The organism is Paraburkholderia sp. GAS334 (assembly GCF_050436625.1).
In the GTDB taxonomy this organism is placed as follows: Bacteria; Pseudomonadota; Gammaproteobacteria; order Burkholderiales; family Burkholderiaceae; genus Paraburkholderia.
Genome location: NZ_JBNDMO010000009.1, coordinates 31773 through 47804, shown reverse-complemented (window position 1 = coordinate 47804; position 16032 = coordinate 31773). Strand labels below are relative to the sequence as shown.

General features: G+C 62.9%; 16 protein-coding genes. 7 read left to right on the top strand and 9 right to left on the bottom strand.

Translation table 11 applies throughout. The annotated features are described in order from the left end of the window. Window positions 1–160 precede the first annotated feature (160 nt). The 5 genes from P3T21_RS17885 to hutC (P3T21_RS17865) all read left to right on the top strand — a co-directional run bounded on the left by P3T21_RS17885 (window position 161) and on the right by hutC (P3T21_RS17865) (window position 4106). On the top strand, window positions 161–991 hold the full coding sequence (locus tag P3T21_RS17885; protein WP_429257271.1) for a transporter substrate-binding domain-containing protein: 831 nt from the start codon (window positions 161–163) through the stop codon (window positions 989–991). Window positions 992–1071: 80 nt separating this feature from the next. After that, the gene (locus P3T21_RS17880; RefSeq protein WP_429257270.1) at window positions 1072–1722 is read left to right on the top strand and encodes an amino acid ABC transporter permease; all 651 of its coding nucleotides are present in this window, start codon (window positions 1072–1074) and stop codon (window positions 1720–1722) included. 10 nt (window positions 1723–1732) lie between these two features. Beyond that, complete coding sequence (locus P3T21_RS17875; RefSeq protein WP_429257269.1) at window positions 1733–2395, top strand: amino acid ABC transporter permease; 663 nt, start codon at window positions 1733–1735, stop codon at window positions 2393–2395. A 38-nt stretch (window positions 2396–2433) separates the two neighbouring features. Then, window positions 2434–3306: an amino acid ABC transporter ATP-binding protein gene (locus P3T21_RS17870; RefSeq protein WP_429257268.1), complete on the top strand. Its 873-nt coding sequence runs from the start codon at window positions 2434–2436 to the stop codon at window positions 3304–3306. A 65-nt stretch (window positions 3307–3371) separates the two neighbouring features. After that, on the top strand, window positions 3372–4106 hold the full coding sequence (gene hutC, locus P3T21_RS17865) for a histidine utilization repressor (protein ID WP_429257526.1): 735 nt from the start codon (window positions 3372–3374) through the stop codon (window positions 4104–4106). A 36-nt stretch (window positions 4107–4142) separates the two neighbouring features. Here hutC (P3T21_RS17865) and hutC (P3T21_RS17860) read toward each other — a convergent pair whose 3' ends face one another. The 9 genes from hutC (P3T21_RS17860) to P3T21_RS17820 all read right to left on the bottom strand — a co-directional run bounded on the left by hutC (P3T21_RS17860) (window position 4143) and on the right by P3T21_RS17820 (window position 12745). Beyond that, window positions 4143–4835 (bottom strand): histidine utilization repressor, encoded by a 693-nt coding sequence (gene hutC, locus P3T21_RS17860; protein WP_429257525.1) that lies wholly within the window; start codon window positions 4833–4835, stop codon window positions 4143–4145. Window positions 4836–4978: 143 nt separating this feature from the next. Next, entirely contained in the window at window positions 4979–6604 is a 1626-nt protein-coding gene (locus P3T21_RS17855; RefSeq protein ID WP_429257267.1) for an HAL/PAL/TAL family ammonia-lyase, read from the bottom strand. 8 nt (window positions 6605–6612) lie between these two features. Next, window positions 6613–7404, bottom strand: coding sequence for an ABC transporter ATP-binding protein (locus P3T21_RS17850; RefSeq protein ID WP_429257266.1), 792 nt, complete (start codon window positions 7402–7404; stop codon window positions 6613–6615). Between the two features lie 24 nt (window positions 7405–7428). Beyond that, a complete protein-coding gene (locus P3T21_RS17845) occupies window positions 7429–8181 on the bottom strand; it encodes an ABC transporter permease (protein ID WP_429257265.1) in 753 nt (250 codons plus the stop codon). 16 nt (window positions 8182–8197) lie between these two features. Further along, the gene (locus P3T21_RS17840) at window positions 8198–8920 is read right to left on the bottom strand and encodes an ABC transporter permease (protein ID WP_429257264.1); all 723 of its coding nucleotides are present in this window, start codon (window positions 8918–8920) and stop codon (window positions 8198–8200) included. Between the two features lie 155 nt (window positions 8921–9075). Continuing rightward, entirely contained in the window at window positions 9076–9936 is an 861-nt protein-coding gene (locus P3T21_RS17835) for a transporter substrate-binding domain-containing protein (RefSeq protein ID WP_429257263.1), read from the bottom strand. Window positions 9937–10372: 436 nt separating this feature from the next. Then, the gene (locus tag P3T21_RS17830) at window positions 10373–11050 is read right to left on the bottom strand and encodes a methyltransferase family protein (RefSeq protein ID WP_429257262.1); all 678 of its coding nucleotides are present in this window, start codon (window positions 11048–11050) and stop codon (window positions 10373–10375) included. A 12-nt stretch (window positions 11051–11062) separates the two neighbouring features. Next, window positions 11063–11896, bottom strand: coding sequence for an arylamine N-acetyltransferase family protein (locus tag P3T21_RS17825; RefSeq protein ID WP_429257261.1), 834 nt, complete (start codon window positions 11894–11896; stop codon window positions 11063–11065). A 171-nt stretch (window positions 11897–12067) separates the two neighbouring features. After that, on the bottom strand, window positions 12068–12745 hold the full coding sequence (locus P3T21_RS17820) for a hypothetical protein (protein ID WP_429257260.1): 678 nt from the start codon (window positions 12743–12745) through the stop codon (window positions 12068–12070). A 597-nt stretch (window positions 12746–13342) separates the two neighbouring features. Between P3T21_RS17820 and P3T21_RS17815 the strand changes: the two genes are divergently transcribed. Together P3T21_RS17815 and P3T21_RS17810 are read left to right on the top strand one after the other, a co-directional pair. Next, complete coding sequence (locus tag P3T21_RS17815) at window positions 13343–14785, top strand: carbohydrate porin (protein ID WP_429257524.1); 1443 nt, start codon at window positions 13343–13345, stop codon at window positions 14783–14785. Between the two features lie 84 nt (window positions 14786–14869). Next, a complete protein-coding gene (locus P3T21_RS17810) occupies window positions 14870–16030 on the top strand; it encodes a hypothetical protein (protein ID WP_429257259.1) in 1161 nt (386 codons plus the stop codon). The last annotated feature ends 2 nt before the right edge of the window (window positions 16031–16032 follow it).

Genomic DNA, 16032 nt, shown 5'->3' with positions numbered 1-16032 from the left:
TCGCAAGGTACACCGCAACGCCGTGCGAAAGCCAATGATCAGACCGTTCGTACCGGAACATACCTTATTTATTTCCCGGCAGAACTGCGGTATATACTGCCCCGCATGGCTCGCGTCGACCATCATTCACGCGGCACCGCTTTGCCCACCGGAGAATCTCATGAGCATCCTTGCAGGCTGGAAGTGTCGTCTGATGGCGTTGACGTTGTGTGCCGCGAGCGTCGGCAGTGCGTATGCGGACGATCAACTCGCGAAGGTGAAAAAGGCCGGCGAGCTCGTTGTCGGCACGGAAATGCAGTTCGCGCCGTTCGATTTCCTCGAGAACGGCCAGCAGGCAGGTTTCAACAAGGACCTCTTTGCAGAAGTCGGCAAGGAACTCGGCGTGAAGGTGCGTTTCATCGACCTGCCGTGGCCGAGCGTGCTGCCCGGTCTTGAAGCAGGCAAGTTCGACATGGTCGGCGGTCCGCTGACGGTGACGAAGGCGCGCATGGAACGCTACACGTATACCCTGCCCATCGCCGATGCCACCGACGCCCTCCTCAAGCGCGCCAACGACACCGCCCTCAAGCAGTCGTCGGATATCGCCGGCAAGACGGTCGGTGCGGGCAAGGGTTCCGCGCAGCTCGACCAGCTCAAGAGCTACGTCGCCACGCTGCCGAAACCGCCTGAAATCCGCGAATACGTCGACAACAATCAGGCTTACGCGGATCTCGCCGCGGGGCGCATCGCCGCTGTCGCGAACTCGATGACGAACATTGCATACGTCGCGAAGCAACGCCCGGAATCGTTCGCGGTTGTCACGCCGCCGTTCGGCGCAAAGGTCTACTTCGCGTACTGCCTGCGTAAAGACGCGGACAGCAAGCCGCTCGCCGATGCGTTCAACGCCGCGCTCGTGAAGATGCACAGCGACGGCCGCCTCGCCACGCTGCAGAAGAAGTGGTTTGGCGTCGCAATGGATGCGCCTACAACCATGCCTACACCGAACTACTGATGCACCGATGACGTTTGCGATGCGTGTCGACGTAAAGCCTGAGAACACGCATCGCTGTTTAACCTTCGCCCGCTGGTGCCATGTTCAGCACAACCGTCTTCGCGCAGGGTTTGCCGTTGCTGCTTCACGCGGCCATCGCTACCGTCGGCATTTCGCTGACCGGGCTTATGATCGGCTTCTTTGTAGCGGTCGGCGTGTGTTCCGCGCGGCTGTCGACGAATCGCGCCGCACGCATGTTCGGCGGCGCCTATGTGTTTTTCTTTCGCGGCGTGCCGATGCTGGTGCAGCTGCTGCTCGTTTATTACCTGCTTCCGTTCGTGGGAATCAACGTGTCGCCGCTCGTTGCTGCAATCAGCACCGTGTCGCTCTGTTCCGCGTCGTATATCGCGGAAATCCTGCGCGGGGGCTTTCTGAGCATCCCGCACGGACAGATCGAAGCCGCCCGCATGCTCGGCCTTTCGCCGTTCGACATGCTGCGGCGAATTCAGGTGCCACAGGCGTTCCGGCTGACGTTGCCTTCGCTCGTGAACGAAATGGTCTTGCTGATCAAGGCTTCGTCGCTGATCTCGGTGGTCGGTGTCGCTGAAATCACGCGCACCGCGCAGAATATTGCTGCCAGCACGTATCGTCCGCTGGAAGCGTACGTGGCGGCGGGCCTGATCTATTTCGTGATCTGCGGGGTGCTTTCGATGGTTGCACACGCCGCCGAATACCGTTTGCAGCACGCCTGAGGCTATCGCGATGCAGCAATTCGATCCCACCATCATCACGCACAATCTGCAGCCGATCGCAGCAGGCCTCGCAACCACGCTCGGCACGTGGGTCGCGGGGGTGCTGATCGGCCTTGCGCTCGGTTTCGTGATCGCCGTCGTTCAACTCTTTGGCGGACGCTGGATACGCGGTGTACTGCGCGCGTATATCGAGTTCTTTCGCGGCACGCCGTTTCTCGTGCAGCTATTTCTGCTCTACTACGGCGGACCTTCAATCGGTCTCACACTCGAACCGATGACCGCAGGCGTCCTCGGCCTCGGTCTTTACGGAAGTGCCTATTTTGCAGAGGTTTTCCGCTCCGGATTCCAGTCTGTCCCGCCCGGTCATCTCGAAGCGGCATCGTGTCTTGGACTATCGCGCTGGCAGGCCGTCGTGCGCATTCAGGTGCCGCAGATGCTCGTGCTGATCGTGCCCGCGCTGACGAACCTGATCATCGTGCTCAGCAAGGAAACGGCCGTGCTGTCGATCGTTACCGTGCCCGAACTGACGTTCGTGCTGACCGGTATTGGCTCGGCCACGTTCGCCTTTGTCGAGACGCTGCTGGTGCTGTGCTTCTGTTACCTCGCGCTGGTCGAGCTGACGTCGCGCGCGGGCATGTGGGCCGAACACCGGCTCTCCCGCTTCATGGCATGACTCATGGCATGACCCGAGGCTGAACACTGGACGTGAACATGAATGCGATGACCGATATGCCCTCCTCTCTCACTTCCGCCGCTCCGTCAGAACGAAGCGCTGCTGCGCCGCTGATCGAGGTGCGCGATCTCCGCAAGCGCTTTGGCGAAAACGAAGTACTGCGCGGCGTCGATCTCGACATCAGAAAATCGGAGGTGGTGTGCATCATCGGACCGTCGGGTTCGGGGAAGAGCACGTTATTGCGTTGCCTCGCCGCGCTCGAAACCTACGATCAGGGCGACGTACGCATCGAAGGCGAGCTGCTCGGCTATAGCGAACGAAACGGCAAACGCGTGCGCGCATCGCAGGGCGACATCAATCGCGTGCGTCGCAATGTCGGCATGGTGTTTCAGCAGTTCAACCTGTGGCCGCACATGACTGCGCTCGGGAATGTGATGGAAGCGCTACGGCGCGTGCGCAATCTGTCAGGCGACGAAGCCCGTCGACGCGCGCTCGCGATGCTCGACACAGTCGGTCTCTCGCATAAGGGTGATGCGTATCCGGCGAAGCTGTCCGGCGGCCAGCAGCAGCGCGTTGCGATTGCGCGTGCACTCGCGATGGAGCCGCACATCATGCTGTTCGACGAGCCGACGTCCGCGCTCGATCCGGAACTGGTCGGCGAAGTACTGCAGGTGATGAAGCAGCTTGCGCGCGATGGCATGACGATGGCCGTCGTCACGCACGAAATGGGATTCGCCGCGCAGGTCGCGGACAAGGTCGTGTTCATCGATCAGGGACGCATTGCCGTCGAAGGCAACCCGCGCGACGTGTTTCATGATGCGCAGCAGCCGCGTCTGCGGCAGTTTCTGCAGAACTATATCGACCGCAATGCCTTCTGGACGCGCAGCGGCGCAGATGGAGAACCCGCGTGAGCGGCAGCGCTTCACGCGGCGGCAGCGGGAGCGGCGGGAGCGCAGCGCAGAGCCCGGCGAACAGCATCGCCGCGGCACCACCGGCCGCGCGCTATGAGCAGGTCAAGCGCTATATCCGCGACACGATCGAATCCGGCGCGCGACGACCCGGCGACCGCATTCCATCGGAACTCGATCTCGTAGCATCACTCGGCGTATCGCGGATGACGGTGAACCGCGCGCTACGCGAACTCACGAGCGAAGGACTACTCACACGTGTATCGGGCGTCGGCACATTCGTGGCTGAAACAAAGCCGCAGTCGACGCTCCTCATGATCGCCCACATCGGCGACGAGGTCCGCTCACGCGGACACGAATACACCTACGACACGCTGCTCACGCAGCGCGAAACCGCGCCGGCCGTTGTATCGAATGCATTGGGACTTGCGCCGGGCGCATCGGTGTTTCATGTGATCTGCGTGCATCGCGAGAATGGATTACCGGTGCAGCTCGAAGACCGTTACGTCAACCCCGCGATTGCACCCGACTTCATCCACCAGGATTTCTCTTCCGTCAGACCTTCGGAATATCTGTTCGCAACCGTACCGGCACATGATATCGAGCATATCGTCGACGCTGGACTCCCGACGCGCGCCGAAGCCGCGTTACTCGAAATCGCGCAGGAAGAGCCGTGTCTGACGCTCGTGCGGCGCACGTGGACGAGCGGCGTTGCGGTGACGTTCGCGAGATTCGTGCATCCGGGGTCGCGCTATCGGCTCGGCTGCCGGTTCACGCCCGATACGTCGCAACGCCAGGGCTAGAGCCAGCGTGAGTCGTTAGTCAGGCACAAAAAACCGTCACACGTGGCCGGCCAGATGGAAACGTGACGCCGGATGCCACAGACGCACCGACGTCGCCACATCGGCGCCGACCCACGTCCTGCGCCATAGCAACAGACACGGTTCCCCGATCTCCATCATCAGATGACGCCGCACGTTCGCGTCCGGCTTCTGCGCGTAGATGCGAAACTCCGCGCGCTGGATCGGCGCGACGCGCACCATGTAGTGATTCGGTGTCTCGATCGTGAAGTCCTGCAGGAGATACTCAGGAAACACCTTCGGGTTCACGAAACGATCTTCATACTGGATCGGCTCGCCTTCTTCGGCGTGCACGATGCACGAATGAAACGCCGGCCCCGCTTCGAGGCCGAGCGCCTCCAGTGAAAGCGGGTCGTCGCTGGGCTCGAGCGTCAGCACCCGTGCCGTGTGGCGATGGCCGCGCGCGGAGATTTCATCGGCGATATTGCGGATCTCCAGCACGGTCGACTCATAGCGCTGCGGCGCGACGAACGTGCCCGAGCCTTGCACGCGCGTCAGCACCCGCTCGGTGGTCAGTTCGCGCAGCGCGCGCGAGACCGTCATGCGCGCCACGCCGAACTCCTTCACGAGTTCGGTTTCGGACGGGATCAGCCCGCCCGGTTTCCAGACGCCCTCTGCGATGCGCTTCACCACGTAGCGCTTGATCTGCTCATAGGCAGGCAACGCTCTCATCGATACGACCGCGCCAGCGCTGGCCGTTCGATCCTGTTCTAGTTCTGGTTGCTCGTTCAGATTCACGTCGACCTCGTGGGTTGTACGCAATGCGCCAGACAGCTTGCCGGTTGGGCCGCCACTGGGTCAATCAACCGGTCGGTTCAACCGGCGCTCGCCACCGAATGTGGATCGTTCGCCGCGATGCTGGCAGCGTCGGTGGCGGCTACGTTTGTGTTGCTGGTGAGCGTGAAGTCAGGGTCGTCTGCGGGCGGCGTCGCAGGCTTGCCCGGCGTCGGAAAAAGCGGTGGCGCGGCGTCGGCGATCAGACGGAACGCGGCGGCCATGTCGTCCGCGAGTGGGCGGTCGTCACGATACGTCGGCACCAGGCCGCGTACGCGACGCCACAGTGCATCGGTGTGCGGCGCACGCGACGCATCGATGGTCTGCAGGTCATACGCCTGCGCGGCGGCCAGCAGTTCGATCGCGACGATACGGCCCGCGTTTTCGATAATTTCAAGCGCCTTCAAGGCAGCGGGCGTCGCGTGACACAGATGATCTTCCTGCAGGCCCGACGTGATGCCACCATCGAGACTCGCCGGCGCGGCAAGCCGCCGGTTCTGTGCGACAAGCGAAGCCGCCGTGTACTGCGCGATCATGAAGCCGGAGCATGTGCCGCCAGGCTCCGCGAGAAACGCGGGCAAGCCGCTCACCAGCGGATTCACGAGCCGGTCGAGACGACGCTCGGCCATCGCGGCGACCTGCGCGATCGCGGTGGCGAGACTATCCATGGCCAGCGCAATCGATGCGCCCACGGCATGCGCCTGCGAATACACACGCGGCGCGTCGGGCGTGCCGGCGACGATCGGGTTATCGGTGATCGAAGCGAGTTCACGATTGACGACGTCCACAGTCGCGGAGAGTACGTCGCGCGCCGCGCCGTGGACATGCGGAATGGTCCGCATGCTGAGCGGGTCCTGTGTGCGCTGTCCAACAACCGCAGCGAGAATGCCGCTATCAGCAAGCGCATTGCGCATCCGTTCGCCGACGACGTTCAAACCCGGCGACACGCGCAGCGCGAGCGAATCGGCGTCGAACGCGGCAAGCTGTCCACGCAGGTTCTCGAAGCTCATGGCCGCGACGGCGTCGGTCCAGTCGAGCAGACGTTCGGCGCGCGCGAGCGCCAGGGCAGCAAGACCCGTTACGCACGGCGTGCCGTTAATCAGGCTTAAGCCCTCTTTCGCTTCGAGTACGAGCGGTTCGAGCCCGAGCCGCCGCAGCGCCTCGCGACCGGAAATGCGTTCACCGCGATGCCGCGCGTGCCCTTCGCCGATGCACACCAGCGCGATATGCGCCATGTGGCTTAGATAGCCGACTGAACCAAATGCCGGCACTTCCGGCAGGCAATCGGCATCGAGCAGCGCGACGAGCCGGTCGGCGACTTCGAGCCGGATGCCGGAATGGCCGTGAGCGAAATTATTGACTGCTGCTGCGATGATCGCGCGGGTTTCCGCGGCGCACAGCGGCGCGCCGACACCCACCGCATGGCTCATCAGGATATTGCGCGACAGCGTGCGCTGCTCGGACGGCGAGACGATCACATCGCACAACGCGCCAACGCCAGTATTCACGCCATACGCGCGAATCCCGCGCTCGACGATCTGTTCGACGAGCACACGCGCCGCCGCAATGCGCGCGCGGGCATCGGCGGACAGTTCGAGCGGCGCGCCGGCGGCGATCGCCGCAACCTGGCGCCAGTCGAGAGGACGATCGGAACGGATCACAGCCATGATATTGCTCAGTTTGCAGTACGGTGATGGTGGCTCGAAACGAATTGCTTGAAGCGCTCGGATTTGAGTTCGCCGAAGACTTCGTTCGGCGTGCCATCCGCTTCGACCTGTCCTTGATGCAGGAACATCACGCGATTCGACACGTGGCGCGCAAAGCCCATTTCGTGCGTGACGACCAGCATCGTGCGGCCTTCCTCAGCGAGCGAGCGCATCACGCGCAGCACTTCGCCGACCAGTTCCGGATCGAGCGCCGAGGTGGGTTCATCGAACAACATGACCTTCGGATGCATGGCGAGCGCACGCGCAATCGCGACGCGCTGCTGCTGGCCGCCTGAAAGATGCGCCGGATAGTGGCCACGCTTTTCCGCGAGACCGACCTTTGCGAGCAATGCTTCGGCTTCTTCGATCGATTCGGCGCGCGTGCGCTTCAATACCCGCATCGGGCCTTCGATCAGGTTTTCGAGCACCGTCATGTGCGACCAGAGGTTGAAGTTCTGGAACACCATGCCGAGCTGCGAACGAATGCGATCGACCTGACGACGGTCGCGCGGCTGCAGCTTGCCGTCGCTGCGCCGCTTCATCTGGAGTTCTTCGCCCGCGAGCGAAACCGAACCGTCGTCCGGCGTTTCCAGCAGGTTCAGGCAGCGCAGGAAGGTGCTCTTGCCCGAGCCGCTCGCGCCGAGGATCGAGATCACGTCGCCTTCGTGCGCGTCGAGCGAAATGCCCTTCAGTACGTGATGCTCGCCGAACGACTTGTGAATGTTCTTGACCGACAATGCAACGGGTGCCGTAGCGTTCATGTGATTCTCCAGAATGACTGCCGTTCAGGGTGCGGCACGACGTGCTTCAGTGGTGGCGGAAACCGGGCGTTGCGCCGCTGCGGGCGGCGCATCGCGCAGGTGGCGCGACAGGCGGCGTTCGAGCAGACCGAGCAGACGCACGACGACGAAATTCAGGAACAGATAGATCAGCGCCGCGCAGATGAACACTTCGGTCGTGCGATAGGTCTGCTGGATGATCTGTTGCGCGACGCCTGTCACTTCCCACACGGTGACGAGACTCGCGAGCGCCGTCGATTTGACGAGCAGCACTGCTTCGGTCGAATACGCCGGCAGGCACTGACGCAGCGCGATCGGACCAATCACCCGACGCAGCAGCGAGAAACCCGACAGGCCGATCGAGTAGCCTGCCTCGATCTGTCCGACCGGCACGGCCATCAGACCGCCACGAATGATCTCGGCCGTATAACCCGCGGTACACAATGCGAGCGAGAGCACCGCGCACATATACGGCTGGCGCAGGATCGGCCACAGGAAGCTCTCGCGGATCACGCCGAACTGGCCGAGCCCGTAGTACACGAGAAACAGCTGGATCAGGAGCGGCGAGCCGCGAAACACGAGAATGTAGGCGCGAGCGAAGCGGTTCGGCAACCAGTGCGGGGACACGCGCATCGTCACGATCACGAGCGACAGCAGGCCGCCCAGGATCAACGACGAAAAGAACAGACCGAGCGTGACCGGCACAGCGCCGAGCAACTGGCGCACCGTGTCGAGGAGGAAATCGAAGTCGAAATGCATGATGTCGGTGTCCCTGTCAGTTGCGCGCGAAATTGCGCTTGAAGGACCGGCCGACCCGCGCTTCCGCGTGGTTGAAGACACGGTTCGAGATGCCCGTCATCAGCAGATACAGCGCGCCGCCGACGACGAAGAACGTGAAATATTGATGCGTCGAACCCGCCGCGATCTGGCTTGTGCGCAGCAGTTCGGCGAGGCCGGTGACGGAAATCAGCGCCGAGTCCTTGAGGCTCAGCTGCCACACATTGCCGATGCCCGGCAACGCGAAGCGCAGCACCTGCGGAATCAGGATGCGGCGCGCGACCAGCAGCGTCGGCATGCCGGTGGCACGCGCCGCTTCGAGTTCGCCTTTCGACACCGCGAGCACCGCCGAGCGATAGACCTCAGCCTGATACGCGCCGGAAATCATCCCGACGGCCAGCGCGCCGATCACGAACGGCGGCACGCCGACAAAGCCTTCTGCGCCGAACCACTGCCCCACCGTGGTCACGAGCGTCGAGCCGCCGAAATAGAACAGATAGATGACGAGGAGTTCGGGCACGCCGCGAAACACCGTCGTATAGAAATCGCCGATGACGCGCAACGTGCGATGGCGCGACAGTTTGGCCGCGGCGACCAGCGCGCCGAACACGGCTCCAACCGCGAGCGCCGCCAGCGTCAGCCCGACGGTCATCAACGCCGCGAGCAGCAACACGCCGCCCCAGCCTTCCGGCCCGAAGCCGAGCATCTCGATCAGAGCCATTCGCTACTCCTCAACCAGTACGATCGATGAACCGACGGTTCGCGTGGCACGTGCGCCGCGCGAACCGTTACAGCTATACAGCGTTACCGCAGGGTTGCGTGCTGTGTGTGCGGGGTTGCATCGCACAGTGCAGCCCTGTCATATCGCGTTGCAGATCAAGGCGTGACGTCGGTCTTGAACCACTTGTCGGCCAGTTTCCTGACGGTGCCATCAGCCAGCGCGGCGCTGATCGCGGTGTCGAATTTCGCTTTCAGATCGGCGTCCTGCTTGCGGAATGCCAGGCCTTCACCCGGACCCCAGATCGGGCCGCCGATCTTCGGTCCAGCCAGGATGATCGACGCGTTTTCTTTCTTGTCCATGTTCGCGGCGTAGTACGTCACGTCGTCGAACGAAGCGTCGATGCGGCCCGCGACCAGATCCAGATCGCGTTCCGGCGAAGTCTTGTAGACGCGGATCGTGGCGACGTCCTTGAAGCCGTCGTTGATGAATTTAGTGTAGACGGTGCCCGACTGGATACCGATCGTCTTGCCCTTCAACTGCTTGCGCAGTGCGTCGACGGTCGGCTGGTCAGTTTTCGGGTCGCCAGTCAGCTTGACGGGCGCGGCGGTGGGCGAAGCTTTCGCCAGCACTTTCGGGTCGGTCACAGCGAACGTGGCCGGCGTGGCCGCATACGGCTTCGAAAAAGCGATGATTTTTTCGCGCTCAGGCGTGATCGAGATCGCGTCCATCAGCACGTCGAACTTGCCGGCCTGCAGGCCCGGGATCATGCCGTCCCAGTCCTGGGCGACGAGATTGCACTGGATCTTGATGCGCGCGCAGAGATTCGCGACCAGTTCCGGCTCGAAGCCGCCGAGCTTGCCGCCCGGCAATGTCAGGTTCCACGGCGCATAGCCGCCTTCGAGTGCAATCGTGACCGATTTCCATTCTTTCGCCTGCACAGGCGCCGCGAGAATCGCAGCCGTGCCGAGAACTGCGCCAATCAATGCCTTTGCCAACGTAGTGCGCTTGACCTTCACGTCGAATCTCCTTTGATTGAGGACCACCAGACCACCAGACCACCGGTCAAGCGATCACCCGCCCGGCGAATTTGTATAGACAAGTCTGCACGAGACAAAAAGCAGTCGCAAGAAAATTTGTCGAAAATCGCGGAAAGTTGGGGTAAGCCCTATGGATAAAGGCCTTTAAGGCGGGTCGAGGCGCGGGATAGTCACAACGGCAGTGGGGAGATTCGCGCCGGGATGGGGCATTTTGTCTAGACAGGTTGGTGTGATGGTGCAGACGATGCTTCAGGCTGGAGCGTCCAGGTACGTCCCGCATTCGACGGGCGTCACCGCTCCCGGCAGCCAGACCAGGCAGGGCGGGATTTATCCACGATTGTCCCCACGCACCCGCTTCGGCATCCGCCGCAGTGCCGCCCGCTGGATCACCGGATCACCGGATCATTCAGCCAGCTCACCACACGCCTGGCACCAGCCGGTATCTCACCCGCCCTGCGTACTCCGCGTAGCCCGGCAACTGCGCCGCCAGCATCCGCTCCTCCATGACCGCCCGCCAGCCGATGCCGGCCACAAGCAAAGGCACGCACGCCAGCCCCCACCACGAGCCGAGCAGCAACGGCGAGCCGATGAAGAACAGGATCGCCGCCGCATACATCGGATGACGCACCCACGCATACGGGCCGGAATCGATGACCTGATGCCCGCGCTCCGTCTGCACCTTGACGACCGGCGCCGCAAAACTGTTCGCGCGAAACACGAACCACGTCATCCAGACGCACAGAAACATCGCGAGCGCGCCCGCGATGTTCAACCATAGCGGCACGAACGACCATTGCCAGCGACGCGCGTCGAGCGCCATCAGCACGAGCCACGCGCACCACACGATTGCGACACAAGTCATGAACAGCTTGTCCCATCCGCTCTGGCCGCGCTGCACGAGCGGCTTGAGACGCTCTTCGAGCAATCCTGGATCATGTCGCGCGAGCCGCAGGCCGATCCATAACCCGAGCGCACCCATCTCGGCCAGGTAGCACCAGCCAGCCGGCCACGCCCATGTGTCTGCCGCGCCGAACAGCAGAACGCCCATGCCGGCGAGCCACAACACCGTCTGGACAACGAGTCGCGTAATCATTGTGTTATGTGCCTACGTACGCAGCACGGCGCGTCCCTTCACGCGCTCGAACACACGGCCAGGATCAATATCGCCTGTATCGATGCCGAAGAGGCCGCGCAGAACGTCCGCAAGTTCGCTTGCATCGGCGATCTGTCGCTCGGTCACGTCGCCGTCCTTCGTACGTTCCGTCAGACGGTCGTCGAAGAGCGTCGCGCGACCGCCTGGCACCACGCGCGTCACCACCAGATCCGTCGTAAAGAACGATTCGGGATACGTCGACGTGTACCAGTTGCTCACTTCGTAGTCGATCCATTCCACGCGGTTCAGATCGAAGCGATAGACCTTCGCCCATGTCTCGCCCGCCTGCAGCTCGAGGTCGAACGCGCCGTGCGATGCGTCAGCGAGGCGGAACGGTTCCAGTGTCGTCAGCTGCGTTTCGCCAGCGATGAGGCGCAATGGCGACGTCAACGTCGCCGAGCCGAAGCCGACGTCGGCCATCCACGCATCGCCATCGAGATCGACGCGCATCAGCATGTGCGTTCGCGGCGGCACGGCGTCGGAATCGCGGCCCCACAACACGCGCGCAATGAGCGGCGTGACTTCGAAACCGAGCTGCATCAGCACGTGCGCGAAGAGCCGGTTCTGCTCGAAACAGTAGCCGCCGCGACGACGCTCAACCAGCTTGTCGACGACTGCGGCAAGATCGAGCGAAACACGGCAACCGGTCAGCGGATCGAGGTTTTCGAACGGGATCGCGTGCGCATGCAGGCGCTGCAGATCACGCAGGACGTCGAGGGTCTGCGCGCGCGGCCCGGTGTAGCCGATACGCGCGAAATAGCGGTCGAGGTCGAGTGGGTTGGCCATCGGGGTCTCCTGCCCGGTCGCATCGAGGGAATTGAACGCGTCGCGAACGCCTGGCGAACGCGTTACGGAAATGGATCATAACCTTGGGCGACGCGACCCGCTGCCCGCGCTGCCCGTTTCCCCGGCGCGGAAAACGCGCCGGGGAAAGTTGGGAACGACGCGCCGCGCGGCTTACTGGACGCCCTTCAACGCACTCGTCGCGATCGACGGCACCGATATGCCATGACTCGACGCGAACTGCACGGCCGCGCTCAATGTTGACATCAGCGATTGCAACTGGCCCGGTGCGGACTGCGCGATATATGAGGCGGCCTGCGCCGTCTGCGGATTCAGCCCCGACTGCAGCAGCGACGATGGGCTCATCTGCCCGACACTGCCCAGCCCTGACTGCAGGCTCGAATACTGGCTGACGCCCTTGCCCAGCGACGAGAGTCCGTCGGTGAATGCCTGCTTGTTGACTGGCGTACTGGACGACGCGCCGCCCGCGAAAGCCTGCGTCAACGTCTGCGACAGCGACTGCTGCGTGCTGCCGACCTGCGACAGCGTACTGGCCGAAGGCACGCCGCCGCTGAGCAGACCGGCCGCCTGCTGCGCCTGACCGGCCGCGCTGCCAAGACCCATTGCCGACGCAAGGCTCGATTGCCCGCTCAGCACCTGCTGGTTGGCGCCGACATAGTTCTGAAGTAGCTGCGTGACGCCGCCCGACGAAGGCGCCGCGCTGTTCGCGGCGTTTCCGCCGCCGCCAATGCCGAACTGCTGAAGGTTGAGCTGCGCGTGAGACGCGCCGCTCGCCAGCAGCCCTGCACCGGCAATCAACGACAACGAGAGCGAGAGGATGCGTTTTTTCATGTGTATCTCCTGACAGTAGCCTTTCGTGGCAATCGTGCGCTTCGACAGCACGCTGACGGCAGCGTTCGGCCGCCTGGCCATCCGGCTGATGCAAAGCAACGAAGGCACATGAAAGTTATAGCGTTTGCCGCACCGCCGACGGCGACGTTTTCGTCTGAGTTGAGATTCATCGGCGACGCCTCACGCTGGTGTAACGGTTTCCAGCGAACATGCGCTACTTCATGCGCCCATATCTGACCGGTAAAACCCCAAAAATCCAGCCGATCCTTTCTTTTTAATTACATTTATATTTCCTGACAATTACGGAAAAGCGGCTTTTATCGCCGTTCGTCAATCTCTTGTATAAATTTAAGTAATGTCTATGCGAATCATTCTCATTTGTGTTGACTGAACTATGCGGGGTGCGTACGATTCTGCTCATCCGCAGTGCGTCATGTCGTCGACCGCTGCTGCGATCTGGCGTCCGACCTTTGCCTTCCATCTTGCAGATCGTCACGCAAATACCAACAAACAAGGATTTCGATGAAGCTCGTCCGGTCCACACGGCTCGCTCGTGAAGCGCGTTCGCGTGACGAAGCCCGACCGCGCATTCGCGCGATGCGCGTCCCGCCCCTCCGCAGGGCGGCGTTCTGTACGGCGTTCGCGTTTGCGACATTAAGCGGTGGTGCTGCATTCGCAGCCGCCAGCCCTGATGCCACGCCTGAAGCCCCTGAAGCCGACCTGAACATCAAGGCCCAACCCGCCGACCAGTGGACCGGTGTCTGGACACGTCAAACGCTCCTTGGCGATATGGGCGGGTTGCGTCCGTGGCTCGGCAAATACGGCGTGACGTTTGGCCTCACCGAAACCAGTGAATATCTCGCCAACCTGCGCGGCGGCCTCTCGCGCGGCGGCGATTACGATGGTCTGACAACAGCCACCGTCACCGTCGATACGCAGAAGGCGTTCGGTCTTCAGGGCGGCACCTTCAATGTCAGCGCGCTGCAGATTCACGGCCGCAACCTGAGCGCCGACCGGCTCGGCACGCTGAACACGGCGAGCGGCATCGAGGCGCAAGGCGCGACCCGTCTGTGGGAAATGTGGTACCAGCAGTCGTTCCTGAACAAGCGGCTCGACATCAAGGTCGGTCAGCAAAGTATCGACCAGGAATTCATGACGAGCCAATATTCGGCGCTCTTCGTGAACACGATGTTCGGCTGGCCGGGCGTCCCTTCGTACGATATGCCGTCGGGCGGTCCGGCGTATCCGCTGGCTGACCTTGGCGTACGCGTGCGCGGGCAGATCACGCCTTCGCTGACGGCCTTGGCCGGCATCTATGACGGCGATCCGCTCGGCAACGATCGTGACAACCTCAGCGGCACGAACTTCAACCTGCACAACGGCACGCTCTTCATCGGCGAGTTGCAGTACGCGATCAACCAGCCGGCTGACGGCGAGATGGTCGGTATGGGCAAGACTGGCCTGCCGGGCACGTACAAGATCGGCGTCTGGTACAACAACGGCCGCTTCGCCGATCAGCGCTTCGACAACACGGGCGTTCCGCTCGCCAACACGACCCTCTCGACCGGCACGCCGCAGTCGCATCACGGCGACTACAGCATCTATGCCGTCGCTGACCAGATGGTGTGGCGTCCCGATCCGGACGAGCCGCGCAGCCTCGGCGTGTTTGCGCGCGTGATGGGCGCGCCGGGCGATCGCAACCTGATCAGCGCGAGCGCCAACCTCGGCATCGTCATGAAGGCGCCGTTCCAGGGTCGCGACAACGACACCGCGGGCATCGCGCTGACGTACATCAAGGTCGGCAGCCACGCACGCGACTTCGACCGGGACAGTCTCGCGTTCACCGGCGGCCCGTACCCGATCCGCAACAGCGAAACCGTGCTGGAAGCGACCTATCAGTATCAGGTCACGCCATGGTGGCAGCTGCAGGCCGACGCGCAATACACGTTCAACGCAGGCGCGGGTCAGAACCCGAACGACACGACCCAGGCACTGCGCAATACGTTCGTGGTCGGCGTACGAACCAGCATCACGTTCTAACGCTTTCCCTGACAGAACCCTACGAACCCTACGCATTCGATCATGACGGAATCAATGTTTTGCGCGAGCGGCACGGAGACATACATGACCTTCCCCACGCGCCAGGCTCACCGCCGCACGACGGGCACTGTACGCGCCACGCTCACCGCCGCGCTGACCTTCGCCGCGCTGTTCGCAGCGGGCGCTGCACAGGCGGAACCGAAAGGCTTCCTCGAGACGCTGAAGCATCACGAGACGCTCATCAACACCGTGCCCGATAACGGCGACCAGAACCCGTACGCTGTCGTCGTCGCGCCGGTTTCCATCGGCACGATCAAACAGGGCGACGTGCTGGTCGGCAACTTCAACAACGCAACGAACCTGCAGGGCACCGGCAGCACGATCATCCATTACCACCCCGACACGAAGCAGATGTCGACCTTCGCGACCATACCGCGCGACCTGAAGGAATGCCCGGGCGGCATCGGCTTGTCGACCGCGATGACGATGCTGAAATCGGGCTGGGTGATCATCGGCAGCACGCCGAGCAATGACGGCACCACCGGCACCAAGGGCGCCGGCTGCCTGATCGTGCTCGACCCGCAGGGCAAGGTTGCATCGACCATCGTCAGCGCGAACATCAACGACCCGTGGGGCAACATGGCCGTCGTCGATAACGGCACGAGCGCGACGCTTTTCGTGAGCAACGCGGGCTTCGGCGTCGGTGGCGCGGATGGCAACCCGCCGGTGTTCAAGCAGGCCACGGTGCTGCGCCTCGAACTCGACATTCCCCAGGGCAAGCCGCCGGTCGTGAAGAACGAAACGGTCGTCGGCAGCGGCTTTGGCGCGCAGGCAGACAAGGGCGTGTTCCTCGTCGGGCCGACGGGCCTCGCGCTCTCGAATGACCAGAAGCTGCTGTATGTATCCGACGCGACCGGCAACCGCGTCACCGAGATCGACGATCCGCTGACGCGCGATACGAGCGCGGGCGTCGGCCGCCAGCTGACCGCCGACGGACTGCTGCATCGGCCGCTCGCGATGGTGACGGCGCCGAACGGCCACCTGCTCGTGACGAACGCGCTCAACGGCCAGGTCGTCGAAATCGATCCGGTGGAAGGCAAGCAGCTTTACGCACGCTGGATCGACACGGACAAGGCGCAATCGCCGCCGGGTAATGGCGACCTGTTTGGCATTGCAATGACGCCGGAAGGCGACGGTTTCTACTACGTACAGGATGACGTGAACACGCTCGTGCTCGCGAAATAAGC

Excerpts from the sequence above, each read along its gene's own strand:
- P3T21_RS17885 (WP_429257271.1), top strand. The coding sequence starts at position 161 with ATGAGCATCCTTGCAGGCTGGAAGTGTCGTCTGATGGCGTTGACGTTG.
- P3T21_RS17880 (WP_429257270.1), top strand. The coding sequence starts at position 1,072 with ATGTTCAGCACAACCGTCTTCGCGCAGGGTTTGCCGTTGCTGCTTCAC.
- P3T21_RS17875 (WP_429257269.1), top strand. The coding sequence starts at position 1,733 with ATGCAGCAATTCGATCCCACCATCATCACGCACAATCTGCAGCCGATC.
- P3T21_RS17870 (WP_429257268.1), top strand. The coding sequence starts at position 2,434 with ATGAATGCGATGACCGATATGCCCTCCTCTCTCACTTCCGCCGCTCCG.
- hutC (WP_429257525.1), bottom strand. The coding sequence starts at position 4,835 with ATGAGAGCGTTGCCTGCCTATGAGCAGATCAAGCGCTACGTGGTGAAG.
- P3T21_RS17855 (WP_429257267.1), bottom strand. The coding sequence starts at position 6,604 with ATGGCTGTGATCCGTTCCGATCGTCCTCTCGACTGGCGCCAGGTTGCG.
- P3T21_RS17850 (WP_429257266.1), bottom strand. The coding sequence starts at position 7,404 with ATGAACGCTACGGCACCCGTTGCATTGTCGGTCAAGAACATTCACAAG.
- P3T21_RS17845 (WP_429257265.1), bottom strand. The coding sequence starts at position 8,181 with ATGCATTTCGACTTCGATTTCCTCCTCGACACGGTGCGCCAGTTGCTC.
- P3T21_RS17840 (WP_429257264.1), bottom strand. The coding sequence starts at position 8,920 with ATGGCTCTGATCGAGATGCTCGGCTTCGGGCCGGAAGGCTGGGGCGGC.
- P3T21_RS17830 (WP_429257262.1), bottom strand. The coding sequence starts at position 11,050 with ATGATTACGCGACTCGTTGTCCAGACGGTGTTGTGGCTCGCCGGCATG.
- P3T21_RS17825 (WP_429257261.1), bottom strand. The coding sequence starts at position 11,896 with ATGGCCAACCCACTCGACCTCGACCGCTATTTCGCGCGTATCGGCTAC.
- P3T21_RS17820 (WP_429257260.1), bottom strand. The coding sequence starts at position 12,745 with ATGAAAAAACGCATCCTCTCGCTCTCGTTGTCGTTGATTGCCGGTGCA.
- P3T21_RS17815 (WP_429257524.1), top strand. The coding sequence starts at position 13,343 with ATGCGCGTCCCGCCCCTCCGCAGGGCGGCGTTCTGTACGGCGTTCGCG.
- P3T21_RS17810 (WP_429257259.1), top strand. The coding sequence starts at position 14,870 with ATGACCTTCCCCACGCGCCAGGCTCACCGCCGCACGACGGGCACTGTA.